Source organism: Bdellovibrio sp. HCB-162, assembly GCF_047344985.1.
Lineage (GTDB): Bacteria > Bdellovibrionota > Bdellovibrionia > Bdellovibrionales > Bdellovibrionaceae > Bdellovibrio.
Genome location: NZ_CP178861.1, coordinates 3428551 through 3447803, shown reverse-complemented (window position 1 = coordinate 3447803; position 19253 = coordinate 3428551). Strand labels below are relative to the sequence as shown.

Below are 19253 nucleotides of genomic sequence, written 5' to 3'. Positions count from 1 at the left end.
GAGGAAACTCGCGCCTATTATTAAGCAGCTTTCGCTTCTTCTTGGTGAGAGAACTGAGCCATGTGGCCCATTTGTTCTGCAGAGAATGCAGAGACGATATCAACTAGGATCACAACTTTGTTGTCGACTTTACCCATACCGCGAACGAAAGACATTGCGTGTTCGTTACCTAGTACCGGAGAAGGTTCGATTTGTGATTCTTGAAGATCTACAACTTCTTTCACTGAGTCTACGATCATGCCTACTTGACCGATTTCAGTGTCGATCACGATGATGCATGTGTCACGAGTTGTATCTTGTGGTTGCATACCGAATTTAATGCGAAGATTTACAACCGGAATAATTTTACCGCGCAAATTCATCACACCTTTAACATAATCAGGAGTACGCGGCACTGGAGTGATTTCACCGAACTGGTTGATCTCACGCACAGTCTCAATAGCAACTCCGTATTGTTCAGACATCAATTGGAACGTCAAATACTGACCTGGTTTTGCTTTATCGCTCATTGTAATCGCCTTTCAAAGTCGAAGATAAAATCCTTACCCCAGACTCTTCGAGAAAAATCTAAGGGGACTTAAGAGAATTTCTCGACTCTTTCAAAAAATAATAAATTAGGATTTGAGCAATCCCGTACTGAGACATTTAAGGACGAAGGTCTTGAGAGCAAAGTTGTCGGCCCGACCGGGTTGGAATTTAATCTCATTCTGGACCAATGATGTAAATAGTTAGCCTGCCTATCATCCGATAATTTCTTGTGATTTTTCAATACTAATGGAGCACGCACATGAGCGGTGATAATGCCTTTTTCGAAGAACTGCAGATGGATTTCCTCAACGAGTCTGCGTTCATGCTGGAGCAGTATGAGGAATATATGATGAGACTGGAAAACAGTGAAGATCCTGCGAAGGATCTCACTGATATTTTCCGTGTAGCTCACTCTGTAAAAGGGGGCGCGGCCGCTGTCGGTCTCACAGATCTTTCTAAATTTGCCCATGTGATGGAAGACCTTTTGGATCTTTTACGTTCGCGTCCTGAGCTTGTGAACTCCAATGCGATTTCACTTTTGCTTCAATCTGGTGACGAACTTAAAAACCGCGTCTCTTCTTTACAACAAGGTAAAAATCTTCCTTGGGATACGACGGCTCTAAGAGAGCAGCTTGTCGCTTTAACGGAAGAGCTTTCAGGCAAACCGTCTTCACATAAAAAAGAAGCGGCTTCGGCTTCTACCGAAGAAGTTAAAGAACAGGTTCCTGATGACTTCTTTGCTGCGACGCCAGCTCCAGCTGCGGAGGCGACCGACGATGTTACAAACCATGACTTGCTTGCAGAACTTCTGGCGCAATTGTCTCCTGAAGATCAAGCTGAGTTCTATGCGAAAGAAGAACAAGAGAAAAAAGCGGCGGCACAGGCGCCAGCGCAAGCACCCGTTGCGGCACAACCAGCTCCTGAAAAACCTGCGTTGAAAGTGGTGGCTGAAAATTCAAAACCAGCTCCAGCAAAAGCAGCGCCGACTGAGCCTGCGGCCTCTTCAAGCGGCAATGGTGGTTCTGGAAAAGCTCCTGCAAAACAAACAAGCGCTATCAAAGTTGATACGGGCCGTGTGGATTCCGTGTTGGACGCGGTAGGTGAGCTTGTGGTTTTAAAGAATCAATTAGTTCATGATGAAACAGTTCGCAGTGGTGTGAATCTTCGTTTAGAAGCCATCGTTGATCAACTGGATAAAGCAGTTCGTGAACTTTATGAAAAGACACTCAGCATTCGTATGACGCCGCTAAAATCCATGTTCATTAAAATTCAGCGTATCGTTCGTGACGTGTCGTTGAGTTTGGATAAACCTGTGGATTTGCAGCTTATCGGTGAAGAGACCGAGGTTGAAAGAACCGTCTTTGAATTATTAGGTGATCCTCTCGTTCACTTGGTTCGTAACTCGATGGACCACGGGGTTGAGAAAAAAGAAACACGCTTGGAAAGAGGCAAGCCTGTCACAGCAAAAGTGGTCGTTTCCGCAAAACAATCAGGTGGTAACGTTATCATTGAAATTTGTGACGATGGTGGTGGTATCAATCGCGAAAAAGTTTTGGCAAAAGCTATTGAAAGAGGCTTTGTGCCAACAGGTGTTGACCCCGCATCAATTCCCGATGAACAAGTTTTCCAATATATTTTCCAACCGGGTTTTTCGACGGCAGATAAGATCTCGGATCTTTCAGGCCGTGGTGTAGGTTTGGACGTTGTGAAATCAAATTTGGATAAGATCAACGGGAAGATCAATATTTTCTCGAAAGCAGGTCAGGGAACAACCTTCCGTTTGACGATTCCTCTTAGCACGGCGATTACCGACGGTATCATCGTGGCTTTGGATGGAGCCCGTTATATTTTACCAATTCATTCCATTCGTGAAATCGTGCGTGTCCTACCAAAAGACTACACGCATATTTCCGGAGCAGGAAAAGTGGCGAGCATTCGTGGACTGCTCTTGCCGGTGATTGATGTTTCAAAAACTTTGGGATCCATCAATTGGACACTCAACAAAAAAGACCAGCAGCTCATGGCAAAACGCGAGAACTCTTTGAGTGCTCGTCGTGAAGAGACCATGCTTGTGATTATTGAATCCATGACTGGCCAAATGGCATTCCCTGTGGATGACGTTTTGGGACAGGCACAAGTGGTGGTTAAACCAATTACGACAGGACAAAATATTCCTGAAGTTGCGGGCGCCGCGATCCTTGGTGATGGTCGTACGGTTCTTATTCTTGAACCAGGAGCTTTAGTGAGTAATGTCACTAAGGGTAGGGAGATGGCAGCATGACGGCTGTAAAAAAGAATGAGCTTGTAGGTTCTCTTTACGATTTTGAAGAGATCAAGCTCAGCGATAAGATGTTTACAAAATTTGCGGAACGCATGTATGAACTCGCGGGCGTGGATCTTCCACTGACTCCAAAGAACCATGCATTGATTCGCAATCGCATTGTGAAGTTATTAAGACGACATTCTTTGAAGTCGTACGAAGAGTATTGGACGATGATCGATAGAGGCAGCCCGGAAATGGTGTCAGAGTTTATTTCGGCTCTGACAACGAACATGACGTCGTTTTATCGCGAGTCGAATCATTTTGATTTCCTCGGCAGTGTACTTCCTGATTTGTGTCGCAAATTTGGCAATGACATCCGCCTTTGGTGTGCGGCGGCCAGCACAGGTCAAGAGCCTTACACGATTGCGATGACGGCAAATGAAGCTGTGGGTGATAACTCCGCTAGCAAAGTGCGTATTCTGGCGACCGACATTGATTTGCAAGTTCTAAAAAAGGCTTCTTCAGGAACTTATGAAGAGCGTGAGATGCAAGGTCTTCCTCCAGCGCAACGTCACAAGTACTTTGAAAAAATCAAAGCGCAAGGTGATGAGTTCTGGAGAGCCAAGGATCAGATTCACAGCATGATCCGCTTTGCGCCATTCAATCTGATGAATCCGAAATATGAATTTCAGCACAAGTTCCATGTGATCTTCTGTCGAAATGTTTTGATTTATTTTGATGAAGCAACAACGAAGAAGGTGATCGACAATTTGGTGACTTGTTTGGCTCCGGGTGGATACCTCATCTTAGGCCACTCTGAATCTGGAAACGTCAAGCACCAACAACTTAAACCGCTTTCAAGAGCTGTTTACCAAAAGCTCTAATAGAGGCGCCTTATGGCTCAGAAAATTCGTGTCCTGATTGTTGATGACTCTGCGGTGATCAGAAAACTTCTAGAGAAGATTTTTAGCTCCGCACCGGATATGGAAGTTGTAGGAACAGCTTCAGATCCTTATATCGCAAGAGACAAACTGGTGACCCTTAAACCTGATGTTATGACTCTGGATGTGGAAATGCCTCGCATGGATGGCATTAGTTTCCTGGAAAAGGTCATGCAGCATTTTCCAACTCGAACGATTATTTTTTCAAGCTTGGCGAAAACGGGTTCTGAAACTTATTTGCGCGCTCTTGAAGCGGGTGCCATTGAGATCATGGAAAAACCTTCCATTGACGTCTCACAAAGTTTGGAATCACTGTCGCAAACGATTCTGGAAAAAGTTAGAGCCGTTGCCAAAGCACGTATCAATCCGATTAAAAAAGTGGTTCCAGCATCGGGACCCGTAAAAAAAGTAAGCCCGACTTCACTTGCAAGAACCACGCATCAGTTGATCGCCGTGGCCTCTTCAACAGGTGGAACCGAAGCTTTGAAAGTTTTTTTAAGTGGTATGCCTGCGGATATTCCGGGAACCTTGATTGTTCAGCATATGCCACCGGGATTCACAAAATCTTTTGCAGAAAACCTGAATAACCTTTTCCCTTTCGAAGTGAAAGAAGCGCAAGAGGGTGATCAAGTCGTTCCTGGGCGCGTGTTGATTGCTCCGGGAAACTATCACATGGAAATCACACGCAGTGGTGCCTTTTACTACGTGAAACTTCATCAAGGTCCCGCGTTGCACAGTGTGCGTCCGGCGGCAGACTATTTGATGAAATCCGTTGCGAAGTACGTAGGTAAAAATGCCTTGGGTGTAGTTTTGACCGGAATGGGTAAGGACGGCGCCGAAGGTTTGTTAGAGATGAAAAATGCAGGAGCTTACACGGTCGCACAAAACGAAGAAACGTGCGTGGTGTATGGAATGCCTGCGGCTGCGGTGGCATTAGGTGCTGCAGATAAGATTCTCCCTCTGGATAAGATTGCCGGAGATCTTTTAGGCCAAATCCAAACTCGTAACGCCGCTTAAAATCAATTAGGAGCCCTGTGGAACTGCAGGGCTATCGTTCAACGATATTGACATCGATAAGTGTTCTGTTATACTTAACGTATGTCTGTAAAAGTTTCGTCCAAATATCAAGTAGTCATTCCTGAAGAGGTTCGAGAAGCCCTTAATATTCAACCGGGTCTTGAGGTTGACGTTATTGCCAAAGGTGGAATCGCATACATAGTGCCGGTGAAACAGTTGTCCGTTTTGCGAGATACGGTTAAAAAATATGGCAAAGTGAACACCAAAGATCTTCGTGATAAAAAGGACAGAAAGATCTAATGGTTGTAGATAGCTCTGTATGGATCGAAATTGTTTGTGACGGCCCTCTTCGTAAGAAATGCGAAGAGGCTTTAAAAAATACAGATCCTATTGTTCCAACTCTCGTGATCTATGAAATTTATAGAAAATTAAAAAAACAAACGAGCGAAGAAACTTCGTTAGAAGTCGTCAGTGCACTGAGCAAGTACAAGTCTATGGAAATCAACAGGGATATTGCTCTATTGGCCGGAGACTTATCCCTGGAGTTTGATCTTGGAATGGCGGACTCTATGGTGTTAGCTTGTGCTCGTTTTAGCCATGCTCAGCTATTGACGCTTGATAATGATTTTGCGTCAGTGACTGGAGTGAAGGTGATTAGATAGACCACATGAATAACAAATAGTGGCGCTATTGTCGTTAATCTCATTTTGAATTAAACCAGGGTAAAATAATTCGAACAGAGGCGCACGATTCTTGCTGAGTTCTTAGAAGGATCTTCCTTCGAAAGGACTCACGTCATGAAGGCAAAATGGCATGTCTCAAAATGGATCACTCTTTTTTCCTTATTGGCGGGCTTTTCAGCTTACGCTGAAGTCTTCGAAAAATCTGGTTATCGCCTCGATGCCACTGTTCTTTGCGACGGTTTGCCGCAAGTGCAGGTCGGAACGCCTGAAGGAATCTGTGTTGGGATTCTCGCTGGAAAACAAGACGGTCTTAAGATGCCTCGTTACGCCGTTCAATCCAAAGAAGGTGTGATTTACGTGAGTGAAATGGGTGGCTGGGCCTATGCGAAAGGCACCATCTATGCTGTATATCGTGGTAAAGATTCTCAAGGCGTTGAAAAAACCGCGATCGTTAATTTATTTCCCACAAAAAAACTGACGATGCCTAATGGACTTGTGATGGACCCAGAGGGACGTCTTTACGTTGGAACTCCGACAGGAGTTGTGCGTTTTGCTCCACGGGATGCAAAGACAGGACAGTTTAATATCGATGCGACTCCTGAAGTCGTTGTGAATGATTTTGCGAAATCTATTTTCCGTAAAGATGAATACGTGAGTGCCTCTGAATACAATTCAATGGCGACAAAGTACAAAAATAAACACCCGTTGTTGCAAATGGCTGTGAATAGCACGTTCACGGAAATGTATATCAACGTAGGTGCTCCTTCAGATGATTGTGGTTCCGGAATCAAAACTATAGATGAAAGTGGAAAGTGCATTCAGTCTGAAAGTCCTTTGGCAAGTGCGGCCGTTTGGAAAATAAACTTAAGCAATGATTCACAGAGAAAAGCGATCAAGGTTGCACCCTTCGCACGTGGTCTTCGCAACTCCATGGCTTTGGCCGTTCATCCTGTTTCAGGTGTCGTGATTCAAGGTGAAAATGGAATTGATCTTCCAAGTGAAGATCTGCCTTATGAAGAATTGAATATTTTAGAAGAAGGCCGTCATTATGGCTGGCCGTATTGTCATTCGCGCGGTGAAGTGGCGCCAAACTTTCAGGGAAAAGTTGCGCCTGAGATGTGCGCAAAACAATTTGCTCTTCCGAAAGTGTTTATGCCCGCGCACACGGCACCACTGGGTCTTTTGTATTACCGAAGTGAACTCTTGCCATCTTTAAAAGGAAAACTCTTGGTTGCGTGGCATGGTTATCAAAAATATGGACAACGTATTGTCGCTTATCCGGTCGATGAAAGAGGCGTTCCCACAGACACTCAATATCAAGAAATTGTCTTTGGCTGGAAAGCGCAAGAAGGTGTCCGTCCGCGGGGAGCTCCGACAGGGCTTGCGGCTTTAAACGACGGTTCTATTCTAGTTATAGATGATAAAAACGGAGCGATCTTAAGAATCTCTCAAGGTAAGAAAGCGGAAGTTCGTCCTGAAGACCTTGTCGTTGGTGGCTTCTCTGAAAAAACATTAAAGGCTTTTGAACCGTTGGTGCCTTTTGTGAAAAAGAACTGCGCTATGTGCCACACGCAATTTCAAAAAGACACAGGCAAAGAAATTTTGGGAGACATGCGCGGCACGATGCTGAATTTATCAAGTCCTTCTGAAAGCTCTTTCTGGGTGAAACTAAAAACACGCCAGATGCCTCCTGAAATGATGCGTTCTTCCCTGGGATTTCATGACCAGGAATACGAGCAAGTATTACCGCAAGTCGAGGCCTTTATTAAATCCTTGAACCCTTAAGAGTATTCCCTAAGAATAGACTCCTGCTATCGACAGGAGTCTATCTATGAAATTTCCAAAGTGGTTCCTTCTTATGCCTCTAATGCTTGGGGCCTGCAAATCAAAACCTCTGCAAAATAACGCGGCTTCAGAAGTCGAAGATCCTTATTTGTGGCTTGAAGAAGTCGAAGGACAGAAAGCTTTGCAATTTGCAAAAGATGAAAATAAAAAAACTTTGGATCATTTTAAAAAAGATCCTTTGTTTAAATCCTTGGAAAAAGACATTCGTAAGATTGTTTTAGCAAAGGACCGTGTTCCAGATGTGAAGCTTAGAAATGGAGAGCTTTATAATTTCTGGCAAGATGAAAAGCACGTTCGTGGTGTTTGGCGTAAAACAACGGTGGCTAGTTACAAAACAGGAAGCCCTCAGTGGGACGTGATCTTAGATCTCGATGCTCTTGCAAAAAAAGAAAATGAAAACTGGGTGTGGAAAGGTTCTTCGGAACTTCCCCCTAAATACGAAAGAACTTTCGTTCACCTTTCTCGCGGCGGTAAAGATGCTACGGTGATCCGTGAATTCAATTTGAAAACCAAAGAGTTTGTTAAAGATGGCTTCGTGGTTCCTGAAGCAAAAAATCTTCTGACGTGGAAAGACGAAAATACAGTTTTCGTGGGCACTGATTATGGTCCGGACTCAATGACGGATTCTGGTTATGCACGTATCGTGAAGGTGTGGAAACGTGGCACGCCGTTATCGACAGCTCAAGTCGTCAACGAGGGACAAAAGACGGATATGTCTGTCTATAGCTGGGTGGAGTTCACGCCAGAGAAAAACTATACATTCCATACACGTCGTTTGTCTTTCTATGAAGGCATTGATTGGTACGAAGATGCTTCAGGTAAGAAGACACAAATTCCGATGCCACAAGATGCGCAGTTTAACGGTGTCTTTAAGGATCATTTACTTTACGTTCTGCGCTCCGACCTAAAACAATTTAAAAAGGGCAGTCTTGTTGCGATGCCTTTTGATAAAATCTTTGATGGTGAAAAAGCTCAAGATTCCTTGCAGCTTGTTTTCGCTCCTACAGAGAAAAAGTTTTTGCAGTGGGCAAGTTCGACAAAAAGCTATCTGATGCTATCAACGACCGACAACGTTTTAGCAAAAATTGTGAAGGTCACTTATCAAGGGCCCAACCAGTGGATTCAACAGGAAGTGTCTTTAGGTCAAAATGGCATGGCGGTGGTGGCATCGACAGAGGATACATCTGATAATTACTTGGCTGTGTACACCGATTTCCTTACACCCTCATCAAACTTTTTAGGAAATGCAGAAGACTCTAAAAACGGATTTACATTATTAAAAAAATCTCCGGAAAGATTCAACGCTCACGGTATGCACTCAGAGCGCTTTGAAGCTACCAGCAAAGACGGAACAAAAATTCCTTATTTCGTAGTGTCCAAAGAATCGCTTAAAAAAGACGGAAAAAATCCAACGTTGCTTTACGGTTACGGCGGATTTGAAATTCCAATGCAGCCTTCTTATAACGGCGTCTTAGGAAAAGTATGGTTGGAAAAAGGCGGCGTGTACGTGCTTTCCAACTTGCGCGGCGGCGGGGAGTTTGGTCCGGCTTGGCATCAAGCTGTGCAAAAGGAAAATCGCTATAAAGTTTTTGAAGACAATATCGCGATTGCGGAAGACTTGATTGCGAGAAAGATCACATCACCTCAACACTTGGGAATTCGCGGCGGATCGAACGGTGGCCTTTTGACGGGAGCGACGTTTGTTCTCAGACCGGATTTGTTCAATGCTGTTCTTTGCCAAGTGCCTTTGCTTGATATGCTTCGCTATCACAAGCTTCTTGCAGGTGCGAGTTGGATGGATGAATACGGAAACCCTGAAGATCCTAAAATGCGCGAGGCGATTTTAAAATATTCGCCATACCAAAAAGTCGATGCAAAGACGAAATATCCTGAAGCGTTCTTTATGACGAGCACAAAGGACGATCGCGTTCATCCAGGCCATGCACGCAAGATGGTGGCGAAGATGAGAGCGCAGGGACATCCTCTGTTCTACTATGAAAATACAGAAGGCGGCCACGCAAGGACCGCCAACTTAGAACAAAGTATTTTATGGAATACTTTGGAGTTCACTTATCTTTGGGAAAAACTGGGCAACAAGTCTAACCAGTAAGAGCTTTGTTTGCTTTTTTAAGCCTTTGTGAAAGTGTTTTCACAAGGGCTTTGGCCCACGAAGGGCGCGCAAAGATCACATTGTCCAAATTCTTATTAGGAATCGCGATCAATTCCACTTCAGTGATCGCTTCCACTGTGGCAGAGCGGGGGTCGTGATTAAAGTGACCCATCTCTCCGACGAATTCTCCTGCCATGATTTCACCAAGCATTACTTTGTCGCCATCATGACCTAAGCAGTAAGCTCTCAGACTTCCTTTTTTAACAATGTAAGCAAGCTCCGTACTGTCGCCTTCTTTGAAAAGCACTTCACCGGCCTGCAATTGCTTTAGTTGATATTGAGGTTGGTCGTCGTTCTTTTTAGGAGACACGATTTTGGAAACACAGTCGACCAAAGCTTGTTCGCGATCGGGCTCTGTCAAAAACTGAACTCGACCTGAAGCAACCTCGGAAGAAAACATATCGTGATCAGCAATGTAAGACATGATGATGATCGCAATATCGTTATTGTTTTTTTCTTTTAAAATTTTAGCGACGATATCAAAGCCGGAACCTTTAGGAAGATATTCGTCAACGAGTACGGCCTTTGGATGAACGTTGTCGAGTTTGTATTTCGCTTCAAACCATTCTGCTCCATGAAAAACGGAACTGTTTTCAAAGTTTCTTGTGAGAATATCGGTACAGCGCTGGATGCGCGTCTTATCGCCACTGATAATCAAAAACGTATTCTTTTTGTCTTGCCCCATCGCTAACCTTCCCTGGAGTCTTCGTGTTGCTGGCTTAGGCCACTTTGAGACGACTCCTTAATGGTTACACAATTTGATTATCTTATGACAATCAGTACGGAACAAGTTCCGAGCCTCAGATCGAAGCTCGATGTACTATAATGAGAATATGAAACGTAAGATTAGTGTTGAGGTTCCTCGGTAGTCTTCATTGGAAGGCCACCTCGGTATTTTTCGATTTGCTGCAACCAGTACGCTAGTTGAGCACCCGAAAGAGAGTAATCCATTTTTGCCAGTTTCAAAGCCAGGCCAAACGATTCATTGTGAATGAAGGCCATTTGACGACGCTCGCCTTTGCGAGAGTAGTTTTCGATTCTGTGCAGACCTTGCATGATGTGCAAAGCTTTAAAGAAGATCGTGATCTCTTGTTTGAAAATACCCATTTCTTCACGCATGAAATACGCAAGCTTTGGATCATTTGCGAGTTCATCGTGATTCCAAGGTTCTTCACCGTATTGCGCTTTCATAAATGCCAGCATAAAGCCTGCAAAAAGCTCGATCGGATTGGCTTTGTCAATTTGGGCCGAATTGATTCTTGCAAGATGGATTTCGAAAGTCTCCATTTTTGCAGGATCTACGAACACGGATTGCAAGCCCGGAAGAATTTGCTCCATGATGTGCAAATCAAAAAGCTCCATGAAGGCGCGGTGAGGTTCGTTTAAACGCAAGAACTTCAACCACTCTTCACGACGGCGAGGAAGTACGGATTTTTTAAGCTCCACGCTGCATTCGGCAATCGCCGCACGCATCGAAGACTCAATAGAAAAATGCAACTTATGCGACAAACGAATCGCGCGCAAAATGCGTATTGGATCTTCGATAAAGCGTTCCTTCGGATCGCCGATCATGCGCAAAACACGATCTTGAATGTCTTGAAGACCCCCGCAATGATCCAGCAACTTGTGTTGAACAGGATCATAAAAAATCGCATTGGCCGTGAAGTCGCGGCGTTGAGCGTCTTCTTCGACAGTACCGAAGTAGTTGTCTCCCTCGACCGTGTCGTCTCCCATGGCTGTTAATTCTTCAGGAGTGACGTTGCGACGGAAAGTAGCGACTTCAAATTGCTGATCGCCGCGTTTGACAAGAACCAGCTTAAAGCGACGACCAATCACATAGGCATTGGGAACTTTTTTGCGAACTTGATTGGGAAGAGCGTTGGTGGCGATGTCGAAGTCTTTCGGATGAATGCCAACAAGCAAGTCGCGAACACAGCCGCCCACAAGGTAGGTTTCAAACCCGGAGTCTTGCAGACTTCGGACAATTCTTAAGGCGTAGGAGTCGATCCAGTCCTCATGGAGCTGGGGCTTTTGCTGAGATGTCATCGAGGCTGAATCTACATCCCTTCGCATCAAAATTCAAACGTTGTTGAGACCTTTTCTCGGGAGTATAAAAAGGCCATGTCTTATTTAGCGAATTTTTACCATCATTTTTATGGCCCCGAAGACGGACGGAAGTGGATTTTCGTGCACGGTTTGATGGGCTATGGGCAAAACTGGCGTCGAATCATCTCCAGCCTTGAGGCCACGGAACATTGCTTGGCCTACGATCAACGCGGGCACGGCCGTTCTTTTCAGCCTCCCGAAGGTTACTCTCCCGAAGATTACGCCAATGACCTTAAGAAAATCGTGGATGAGCTTGGTTGGGACAAATTTATCTTGGTCGGCCATTCGATGGGAGGACGAAACGTTTTAAACTTCGCCTCTCGTTTTCCCCAATATCTCAGCCATCTGGTCATTGAGGACATCGGCCCTGAAGGCAACCCTCAAGCTCATGAGTATTACGAATATTTATTGAATTTGGTGCCGAGTCCCTTTGCTTCTCGTGAGGAGGCGAAGCGCTATTTCTTTGAGGATTTCGTAAAAACGGCCAAGACCCGCGAGAACGTGCAGGTTATGGCGAACTATTTTTACTCTAATATGGAGGAAAAACCGAACGGCACCGTGGACTGGCGCTTCTCTAAACAAGCAATTATTGATTCGGTCCGTTTAGGCAGACAAGGGGACCGTTGGGCCGAGGTGGGGAGCCTTAAGGTTCCGACTTTGTTGGTCCGAGGCGGAAACTCCAAGGAACTTAGCCGCGAAAATTACGAGAAAATGCTGGCGCACAATTCTATGATTAAGGGCGTCGAAATCCCCAATGCCGGTCATTGGGTGCACTCAGATCAACCTCAGGCTTTCATCGAGGCCTTGAAGATGTTTGTGGGCGGCTTTTAAGCACCTGCTTTGACTTTTCGCTTCCCGGTGATTACTTTGGGAGCTTCAGACTGGAGTACAGAAAGTTGAAATTCTCAGAGTTGAATTTAGAGCCTAGTTTGTTGTCTGCAATCCAAAAATTGAATTACGAGGATTGCACACCGATTCAGGAACAAGCCATGCCCCACATCCTTGAAGGTAAGGATGTCGCAGGACTTGCACAAACAGGCACAGGAAAAACCGCCGCTTTTGTTATTCCTCTTATGGAGCGCATCCTTCGCGCTCGTCCGGCACCAGGTGACGCGACTGAGGAACAAAAAGCACTTTACGAAAAACGCGCCTTCAAAGATTGGAAACCACAAAATTTTATTTTGATTTTGGTTCCGACTCGCGAGTTGGCAGAACAAGTTCAAGAGAACATCACAAAATTCAGCGTCGATTCAGGTCTTCGCGGTTTTGCGATTTACGGTGGAACGGGTTACGACAAACAAAAAGAGGCGCTTAAAAATGGCGTTGAATTTATTGTCGCAACACCGGGCCGCTTGATTGATCTTTACAAAGAACACTTGGTGGACTTGAAACAAGTTCGCGCGATTGTGTTCGATGAAGCCGATCGCATGTTCGACATGGGCTTTAAAGACGACATGAAGTACATCTTGCAAAGAGTGCCTCGTGAACGTCAGTTCTTGGTCTTTAGCGCCACATTGAACTTCGATGTTTTGAACACGGCTTACCAATTTGGTTCTGAGCCTGTTGAAATCAACATCAGCCGCGATCAAGCCAAAGCTGAAAACGTGAAAGACCAAATCTTCCACGTCGGCAGTGATGAAAAGCCTCAGCAGCTTTTGTCTTTGTTGAAAGTGCACAACCCAAAACAGGCGATCATCTTCACAAACTTCAAGTTAAGTGTAGAGAAAATCGCAAGATTCTTGGTTGATAACGGCATTCCTGCGATGGCGATCTCGAGCTTGTTAACTCAAGCGCAACGCAATCGCGTGATTGAGCAGTTCAAAGCTGAAAACAACATGAACATCTTGGTGGCAACTGACGTGGCAGCACGCGGTTTGGATATCAAGGGTGTCGACATGGTGATCAACTATGAACTTCCAAACGACAGTGAATCGTATGTTCACCGTATCGGCCGTACAGGTCGCGCGGGTACAACGGGACAAGCGTTCTCTTTGGTGGGTGACAAAGACATCGAAGCTTTGGCACGCATCGAAGATTATTTGAAACACAAAGTAGAAGTTGGTTATTTGGAAAACGATCAGTTGGTGAAAGACTTCAAAGCGATGTCTCACCATCATGAAGGTCATTATCCAAAATCTTTGGACCGTGCCCGTGCTCCGCGTGAGCGTCAAGGCGGTGGCGGCGGAGAACGTCGCAGTGGTGGCGGACCAAGAGGCGAGCGTCGTGGTGGCGAACAGCGCCGTCATGAAAAAGGTCCTCGTGATCAACAACGATCTGCTCAAGGCAACCGTCCAGGTGGACCACGTCCGGAACATAAAAAACATGAAGGCGGAAAGCGTCCTGATCAACATCAGCAAAGACGTCATGAGGGTGGCAAACGCCACGATCAAAAACGCCATGAACATCGTAAGGGACCACACCCGCAACATGCTAAAAAGCATGCTCCAGTGGTCGCACAAAAATCACTGGGACAAAAGATCTCAGGATTCTTCAAACGTCTTTTCTCATAAGACGGATTTTAAAAAGGGACCGCAAGGTCCCTTTCTTATTTTTAATTATCTCCTCATTTCTTCGTGTGTTCCAATGACGTCAATGGGGAGGAGCGTGTGGGAAAACTTTCTTTACTCTGTTTTGTTTTTGTCAGTTCGGGATCTGTTGTGTGGGCGGCGCAAAAAGTGATTGAGCCTGTCGCGGTCATCATCAACAACGCTCAAGGGGAACAAGTCGGAGATCTCAATCTCACTCAGGAACCCGATGGTGTTAAAGTCACAATCAATCTTACAAAGCTGTCTCCTGGAACTTATGCCGCTCATTTTCATGAAAAGGGTGTTTGCAAAGGTCCTGATTTCAAATCGGCCGGCGAGCATTTCAATCCCAGCCAAAAACAAAAGCATGGCCACGTAAAAGGCGGACCTCATGCAGGTGATTTGAAAAACATTGAAGTTAAAGTAGATGGGCAGGGACATTCAGAAGAAATCAATACTATGGTGACTTTAAAAGAAGGTCCGAACTCTTTGCTCAAAAGAGGCGGCACGACCATCATTATTCACGAACGTCCCGACGATTATCAAAGCCAGCCTTCAGGAGCTTCTGGCAAACGCATCGCCTGCGGTGAAATCAAAACACCGGATCGCACGAAATAAAAAAGAAAAAGGTACCAGGTACCTTTTTCTACTTTTTTGAGAGGAGTTTGATGGCTTCTTCGTTGTTGGACTCTTTTGCTATATCTAGAGCCGTCTTACCATCTTTGTTTTTTAGTTTGGTGTTGGCACCGTTCGCTAGAAGAAGTTTTGTGATATCGTTATAGCGGAATTCGATGCTCTTCATCAAAGCCGTTTCGCCGAGCTTGTTTGTCTTGTTTATCAAATTGCCATTTTTTTCCAGAATTAACTTCGTAGTTCCAAGATTTCCTGAAGCCGATCTGATTAAAAGAGTATCACTGTTGTCTCCAGCCACTGTGATATCTACTTTTGCTCCAGCTTTAATAAGTTGTTTAGCGATATCAAATTGGTCATTTGTCAATGCAACTGCCAAAGCCGTGTCGCCAACTTTATTCTTTGTTTCAAGGTTTACTTTTTTTGCAAGAAGGAATTGAACAATCTTTTCGTTGCCGCCCAAAGCTGCGCTCATAAGAGGAGTCATTCCTTCTTCATCCTGGGCATTTAGATCCAAAGATTTATCCTTGGCTAGCTTCATAAACTTAGAAGTATCTCCTTCTTGAGCGGCCTTTTGGATTTCCTTGTTCAGGTTGGTCTGAGCTGTGTTCGCAAATGTAGGATGAACTACAGCCAGAACTATTAGTAGAGATAGTATTTGTTTACAGTGTTTCATCAGTTAACCTACTTATTTTTTTCCCAACGAAATATTAGCTGCATTTTGAAGTTTTGAAGCAGCATCGAATGGCAACGCTATGATCTCGTTTTTATAGCCAATGTCTTTAGGGCCGCCATTTGAATTAATTAAGTTTTTTACTTTTTCTTTGATAACGCCACTTGCAGAACCCCATTCACTTCTTCCGTCAGTGTTCATCAAAACAACGAAATAAATTTCGCCTTTTGCCGTGGAGACAGTGCCAGCAAGTGTTTTAGCTTTATCGACGCTTCCTGTTTTAGCCACTGTTGAACCCGCGAAAACACCACCGTATCCGTACTTTTCCGCAACTGTTGAAGTATTGTCTTTACCAGCGACGGCCATAACATCACTTAATTGAAGTCCTTTTGCTTCTAAGGACTTGTCCAGTTTATAAAGAACTTTGATCATTGCTTCGCAAGTCGCTTCGTTATAAACAGCTTTGCCACCCGGATTTAGAATGTAATCTGCATTGTTGCCAGACCCAAGATAGAATTCCATCTCGTTGGTGCTCAATGATAACGATGATTGAAGATATTTATTAAACTCAGATGTTCCGCCAAGATTCCAGTAAAGGTTATCCGCAATATAGTTATTGGATTGATTGTTCATTCGTTTTAAAATTGTTTTAAGAGGAGTGGATCTATAAAGAAGCGTTGTTGTATCAGCTTGTTTAACAAAATCTTTCTTTGAAACAAACTCAACCTGACGCACATTTATCTTTGGTGTTGATTCCATTGAAACACCAATTTTTGCCGCCCTAGCTTTAAGAATGTTATATGCACTATTTTTCCCAAAATCGATAGGCGTGATAAAGTTTGCAACGAGCTGGCCACGAACCGCTTCGACTTGAGCCTGCATAGTTCTATAGTAGGGAGTATCAATACCTGGATGCTCTTCAAGTCCCCAGTTGATTAGAAAATTTTCGTCAAAGCTTAAGCGTTCGATATTTTTGATATCAATACCGGCTCTGTTGAGTTCTGAGACGAGGAAATATCCGGTATTTCTGCTAATAAGTGGGTCTCGTGAGCCCTCAATGTGAACATCATAAGCGTTATTACCCACTCTATTGACATGAAGCTTAGTGGTAAATCGATAGTCTGGGCCTAGCTTTTCGATAGCCCACAAAGTTGTAACTACTTTAGAAATAGACGCTAATGGAAATTTATCGTCTTTATTATTATCACCATCGATAACTTTATTTTGGGAGTTGGCCCTCATCGTACACATGGAGTTCACGTATACCTTTGCAGAGGCGGACGAAGCAGTAATCAGACCCAACGTTACGTACAACATTTTCATTTTCAACGAATTTACCATCTCTTATCTCCTAGCAACGTCCCACTTCTTACAACTTATGTGCCTACCGTGCACATTTTATATAGGTAATGAAGTGTACAGATTTGATACAGTGACGCCTTTTGCGTGTTAATCGTGGACCCCTTCTTCTGCAATTTGTAACCAGATGCTCCACGGAATCACCTCTGGTTTATCTCCTGACTCTTGATCTGGCGACGTATAGTGTCTCTTTCCGTACATATATAGGGCTACGGTCACATAAAATTCGTCATTGTCATTAATATGAGTCGCGGAGAATTTCAAAAAGCTATTAAGGATTTTTCCATCTTTCGTGAGGATTAAGTCATACTTGTTTCCGGCAAGGCTCAGCTTTTCTATTTTAGATTGGTAAGCATTTGATATTTCGTCTGAGCACATCATTCCTTCTGAACAATGATGACCCTTGCTGTTGGGGCGGTTTTCATCGCTATACACAACATTCAGTAAAAGAGAAGGGCTGATCCAAATTCCTGAATTATCAATATTCCACATTGGATTACCAAAGTTTGGATGTTTAAAAATAAACTCTAAGAGCGTTGTTTGATTATAATTATTTTGGAATTGACGTACCAATTCCAGCTTATAAATTTGGTCCAAATTTTCTGAAGAAGAAGAACATGACAAGCCTTGAAGAAGGGGAATCATTTCCTTGAAGTTTGAATTGGCGTCTTTTGCCTGCATCCACACAACTGCCTGATTGGCGACAAACAAACAGTTGAGATCTAGTTTCTTTAGGTTAGCCAAAGCTTCATTTTTGTGTCCCGAGAGATATTGTTCTAACTCTTTAAATAGCATCGAAGACTGAGTGTCGTAGTACGCTTCTTCTGATGCAGTAAATTGGTCTTTAATCTTCTCGGCTTCGAGTATGTTGATCTTTTCATATATTTTTTTTACTGAGACATTGAGAATTTTCTGGTTAAGTGTCTCGTTTATACGACCAAGATTTCCCGGATTTATATTTAAGTCATGAAAAAGACGAACGACTTCAGGTTGATTGGTTTCAATCGCAATCGACATTGGTGTCTCTTCGGTATCAAAGAATTTATGCTCTGAAGGCGAAAGACTGGCGGCAATAGACTTTACTAAGTTAATATCTCCCAGTTTTGTGGCGGCGATAAGATTTTTTTGTTTTTCCGATAAAGCTGGCTTGGTTTCGTTCTTAGAAACCTCCAGATGCGGGTTCTTCGAGAAAGAGCATCCCGAAAATAAAAGGAGAGAAATGACAATAATTCCGATTAAATTATTCATCTTTTTCCCCGTAGAAATGTTTGCAGACAAGTTTTTTTATTTTCTTTCTGGCAGCTAAGTCATCTTCGTTTAATTCATCTTCAGCGTTATTCATGCTAGAGACGTATCGCTCGTAAGTAGAAAGATCATCTTCATTCTTTTTAAGTAATCCATTGAACACCGCTGTTAGCGTTGACCAATTACCATCCGGGTCGGAACAAAATTCATCTTCCGAACAAGACTTGATTTCTTCATCCGTTTTGTATTGAAAGGTATCACTATAGTTGTAGCCACCCTTTTCAAGCTTGTTGAAAATGCCATACCAACTATTAAAGTTTTCTTCCTCCATGCATGGCTTTTTTACGACTATAAATGCAAGAGGATCGATACGAAGTTGCCTTGGCAGTTGGTCATCGAACGAATTCGTGATTGTAATTTTTAAGAAGCGTTCTTTAGGGAGAGTTAACAGAAATTTAATAAAATCAGAGGATTCGAAGTCCTGGTAAAATTGATGGATGAATTCGTTAGAAATCCATTCGCTTACTTTAATTAGATTAAATTGCTTTTTGTATTGGGAGCATTCACTTACGTTAAGAGTTCGCAAAACGACAGACTCAATATTTTTGGTTGTAGCCCCTTCGTAATATATTCCTGCACCTGTAGGCTTACGCCAGAAGAATTTTATGTTCATCAAAAAATCTATGTATTTGAGGCAGCCGATAGGACCCATTTTTTCGGCAGATAGTGCTTTGTCATAATCATCATAATCACTTTCCTCGATGCCATCGTTCGAGGGAAAACGGTTCAAGATATTAAAGAAAATATCTTTATGAAGGCTCGCAAAAGCATCGTTGATGGATTGGTTGTGTTCCATCTTTTTGTAGCTTTCTTCCGAAAGTTGAAAAGCATTTGATCCTCTAAGGACCAAATAATTAATCAAATCGATTTTTTCCAAACGGATAGCGGTATCTAAGAGTGTTCCGTCACTAGTGTTTTTGCCGTTGATGTTTTCTATTTTAATCTTGGAAAGCTCTTCAATCGCCTTCTTGGAATCACTTTGAGTTATAATACTTTCTAGGTTTATGGATGGAACCTTGTCTTGTTGGTTAATGACTGTCGGCTTTACTGAGTCGTTTTTCTCCGGATCTTTTTTGAACGAGCAAGCCCCTACGGCTATGATCAAAGCCGTAAGAATCAATTGTCTCAAAATGAGAAACGCCTGTGATAGGTTCATCAAGCATATAAATATGCAAGGTATGCCGCTAGTTAGGCTGCAAAAGAAGGCG

At 43.6% G+C, this 19253-nt stretch carries 17 protein-coding genes; 10 read left to right on the top strand and 7 right to left on the bottom strand.

Features of this window, described 5'->3' with window-relative positions; all coding sequences use genetic code 11:
- Window positions 1–20: 20 nt before the first annotated feature.
- Window positions 21–509 (bottom strand): chemotaxis protein CheW, encoded by a 489-nt coding sequence (locus ACLSSO_RS16535; RefSeq protein WP_295901077.1) that lies wholly within the window; start codon window positions 507–509, stop codon window positions 21–23.
- Window positions 510–787: 278 nt separating this feature from the next.
- Between ACLSSO_RS16535 and ACLSSO_RS16530 the strand changes: the two genes are divergently transcribed.
- From ACLSSO_RS16530 to ACLSSO_RS16500, 7 genes are all read left to right on the top strand, one after another.
- Window positions 788–2809: a chemotaxis protein CheA gene (locus tag ACLSSO_RS16530; RefSeq protein WP_413943459.1), complete on the top strand. Its 2022-nt coding sequence runs from the start codon at window positions 788–790 to the stop codon at window positions 2807–2809.
- Complete coding sequence (locus ACLSSO_RS16525) at window positions 2806–3675, top strand: CheR family methyltransferase (protein WP_295901081.1); 870 nt, start codon at window positions 2806–2808, stop codon at window positions 3673–3675. The genes ACLSSO_RS16530 and ACLSSO_RS16525 overlap by 4 nt, the downstream gene beginning before the upstream one ends.
- Window positions 3676–3687: 12 nt before the next feature.
- Window positions 3688–4749 (top strand): protein-glutamate methylesterase/protein-glutamine glutaminase, encoded by a 1062-nt coding sequence (locus ACLSSO_RS16520; RefSeq protein ID WP_413943457.1) that lies wholly within the window; start codon window positions 3688–3690, stop codon window positions 4747–4749.
- 81 nt (window positions 4750–4830) lie between these two features.
- Complete coding sequence (locus ACLSSO_RS16515; RefSeq protein ID WP_340593158.1) at window positions 4831–5049, top strand: AbrB/MazE/SpoVT family DNA-binding domain-containing protein; 219 nt, start codon at window positions 4831–4833, stop codon at window positions 5047–5049.
- Complete coding sequence (locus ACLSSO_RS16510) at window positions 5049–5411, top strand: type II toxin-antitoxin system VapC family toxin (RefSeq protein WP_413943456.1); 363 nt, start codon at window positions 5049–5051, stop codon at window positions 5409–5411. The genes ACLSSO_RS16515 and ACLSSO_RS16510 overlap by 1 nt, the downstream gene beginning before the upstream one ends.
- 135 nt (window positions 5412–5546) lie before the next feature.
- The gene (locus tag ACLSSO_RS16505; protein WP_413943455.1) at window positions 5547–7217 is read left to right on the top strand and encodes a PQQ-dependent sugar dehydrogenase; all 1671 of its coding nucleotides are present in this window, start codon (window positions 5547–5549) and stop codon (window positions 7215–7217) included.
- Window positions 7218–7263: 46 nt separating this feature from the next.
- Window positions 7264–9387, top strand: coding sequence for a prolyl oligopeptidase family serine peptidase (locus tag ACLSSO_RS16500; RefSeq protein ID WP_413943454.1), 2124 nt, complete (start codon window positions 7264–7266; stop codon window positions 9385–9387).
- Here ACLSSO_RS16500 and ACLSSO_RS16495 read toward each other — a convergent pair.
- Entirely contained in the window at window positions 9377–10132 is a 756-nt protein-coding gene (locus tag ACLSSO_RS16495; protein ID WP_413943453.1) for a cyclic nucleotide-binding domain-containing protein, read from the bottom strand. The two genes, ACLSSO_RS16500 and ACLSSO_RS16495, sit on opposite strands and share 11 nt — an antisense overlap.
- Before the next feature lie 161 nt (window positions 10133–10293).
- Complete coding sequence (locus tag ACLSSO_RS16490) at window positions 10294–11493, bottom strand: CCA tRNA nucleotidyltransferase (protein WP_295901089.1); 1200 nt, start codon at window positions 11491–11493, stop codon at window positions 10294–10296.
- Window positions 11494–11568: 75 nt separating this feature from the next.
- Between ACLSSO_RS16490 and ACLSSO_RS16485 the strand changes: the two genes are divergently transcribed.
- The 3 genes from ACLSSO_RS16485 to ACLSSO_RS16475 all read left to right on the top strand — a co-directional run bounded on the left by ACLSSO_RS16485 (window position 11569) and on the right by ACLSSO_RS16475 (window position 14696).
- Entirely contained in the window at window positions 11569–12384 is an 816-nt protein-coding gene (locus ACLSSO_RS16485; RefSeq protein WP_413943452.1) for an alpha/beta fold hydrolase, read from the top strand.
- A 65-nt stretch (window positions 12385–12449) separates the two neighbouring features.
- Complete coding sequence (locus ACLSSO_RS16480) at window positions 12450–14063, top strand: DEAD/DEAH box helicase (protein WP_295901094.1); 1614 nt, start codon at window positions 12450–12452, stop codon at window positions 14061–14063.
- 96 nt (window positions 14064–14159) lie between these two features.
- Window positions 14160–14696, top strand: a complete 537-nt coding sequence (locus ACLSSO_RS16475) for a superoxide dismutase family protein (RefSeq protein ID WP_295901095.1) — start codon at window positions 14160–14162, stop codon at window positions 14694–14696.
- Window positions 14697–14724: 28 nt separating this feature from the next.
- Here the strand turns inward: ACLSSO_RS16475 and ACLSSO_RS16470 are convergent, their stop codons facing one another.
- The 4 genes from ACLSSO_RS16470 to ACLSSO_RS16455 form a co-directional block, all read right to left on the bottom strand.
- Window positions 14725–15384, bottom strand: a complete 660-nt coding sequence (locus tag ACLSSO_RS16470) for an ankyrin repeat domain-containing protein (protein ID WP_413943450.1) — start codon at window positions 15382–15384, stop codon at window positions 14725–14727.
- Window positions 15385–15396: 12 nt separating this feature from the next.
- Entirely contained in the window at window positions 15397–16722 is a 1326-nt protein-coding gene (locus tag ACLSSO_RS16465) for a D-alanyl-D-alanine carboxypeptidase (RefSeq protein WP_413943448.1), read from the bottom strand.
- Between the two features lie 108 nt (window positions 16723–16830).
- Window positions 16831–17988 (bottom strand): hypothetical protein, encoded by a 1158-nt coding sequence (locus ACLSSO_RS16460; RefSeq protein WP_413943447.1) that lies wholly within the window; start codon window positions 17986–17988, stop codon window positions 16831–16833.
- Complete coding sequence (locus tag ACLSSO_RS16455; protein WP_413943446.1) at window positions 17981–19174, bottom strand: hypothetical protein; 1194 nt, start codon at window positions 19172–19174, stop codon at window positions 17981–17983. The genes ACLSSO_RS16460 and ACLSSO_RS16455 overlap by 8 nt, the downstream gene beginning before the upstream one ends.
- Window positions 19175–19253 lie beyond the last annotated feature (79 nt).

Bases quoted from the DNA above. Each gene is read 5' to 3' on its own strand.
- ACLSSO_RS16535 (WP_295901077.1), bottom strand. From the start codon at position 509: ATGAGCGATAAAGCAAAACCAGGTCAGTATTTGACGTTCCAATTGATG.
- ACLSSO_RS16530 (WP_413943459.1), top strand. From the start codon at position 788: ATGAGCGGTGATAATGCCTTTTTCGAAGAACTGCAGATGGATTTCCTC.
- ACLSSO_RS16525 (WP_295901081.1), top strand. From the start codon at position 2,806: ATGACGGCTGTAAAAAAGAATGAGCTTGTAGGTTCTCTTTACGATTTT.
- ACLSSO_RS16520 (WP_413943457.1), top strand. From the start codon at position 3,688: ATGGCTCAGAAAATTCGTGTCCTGATTGTTGATGACTCTGCGGTGATC.
- ACLSSO_RS16515 (WP_340593158.1), top strand. From the start codon at position 4,831: ATGTCTGTAAAAGTTTCGTCCAAATATCAAGTAGTCATTCCTGAAGAG.
- ACLSSO_RS16510 (WP_413943456.1), top strand. From the start codon at position 5,049: ATGGTTGTAGATAGCTCTGTATGGATCGAAATTGTTTGTGACGGCCCT.
- ACLSSO_RS16505 (WP_413943455.1), top strand. From the start codon at position 5,547: ATGAAGGCAAAATGGCATGTCTCAAAATGGATCACTCTTTTTTCCTTA.
- ACLSSO_RS16500 (WP_413943454.1), top strand. From the start codon at position 7,264: ATGAAATTTCCAAAGTGGTTCCTTCTTATGCCTCTAATGCTTGGGGCC.
- ACLSSO_RS16495 (WP_413943453.1), bottom strand. From the start codon at position 10,132: ATGGGGCAAGACAAAAAGAATACGTTTTTGATTATCAGTGGCGATAAG.
- ACLSSO_RS16490 (WP_295901089.1), bottom strand. From the start codon at position 11,493: ATGACATCTCAGCAAAAGCCCCAGCTCCATGAGGACTGGATCGACTCC.
- ACLSSO_RS16485 (WP_413943452.1), top strand. From the start codon at position 11,569: ATGTCTTATTTAGCGAATTTTTACCATCATTTTTATGGCCCCGAAGAC.
- ACLSSO_RS16470 (WP_413943450.1), bottom strand. From the start codon at position 15,384: ATGAAACACTGTAAACAAATACTATCTCTACTAATAGTTCTGGCTGTA.
- ACLSSO_RS16465 (WP_413943448.1), bottom strand. From the start codon at position 16,722: ATGGTAAATTCGTTGAAAATGAAAATGTTGTACGTAACGTTGGGTCTG.
- ACLSSO_RS16460 (WP_413943447.1), bottom strand. From the start codon at position 17,988: ATGAATAATTTAATCGGAATTATTGTCATTTCTCTCCTTTTATTTTCG.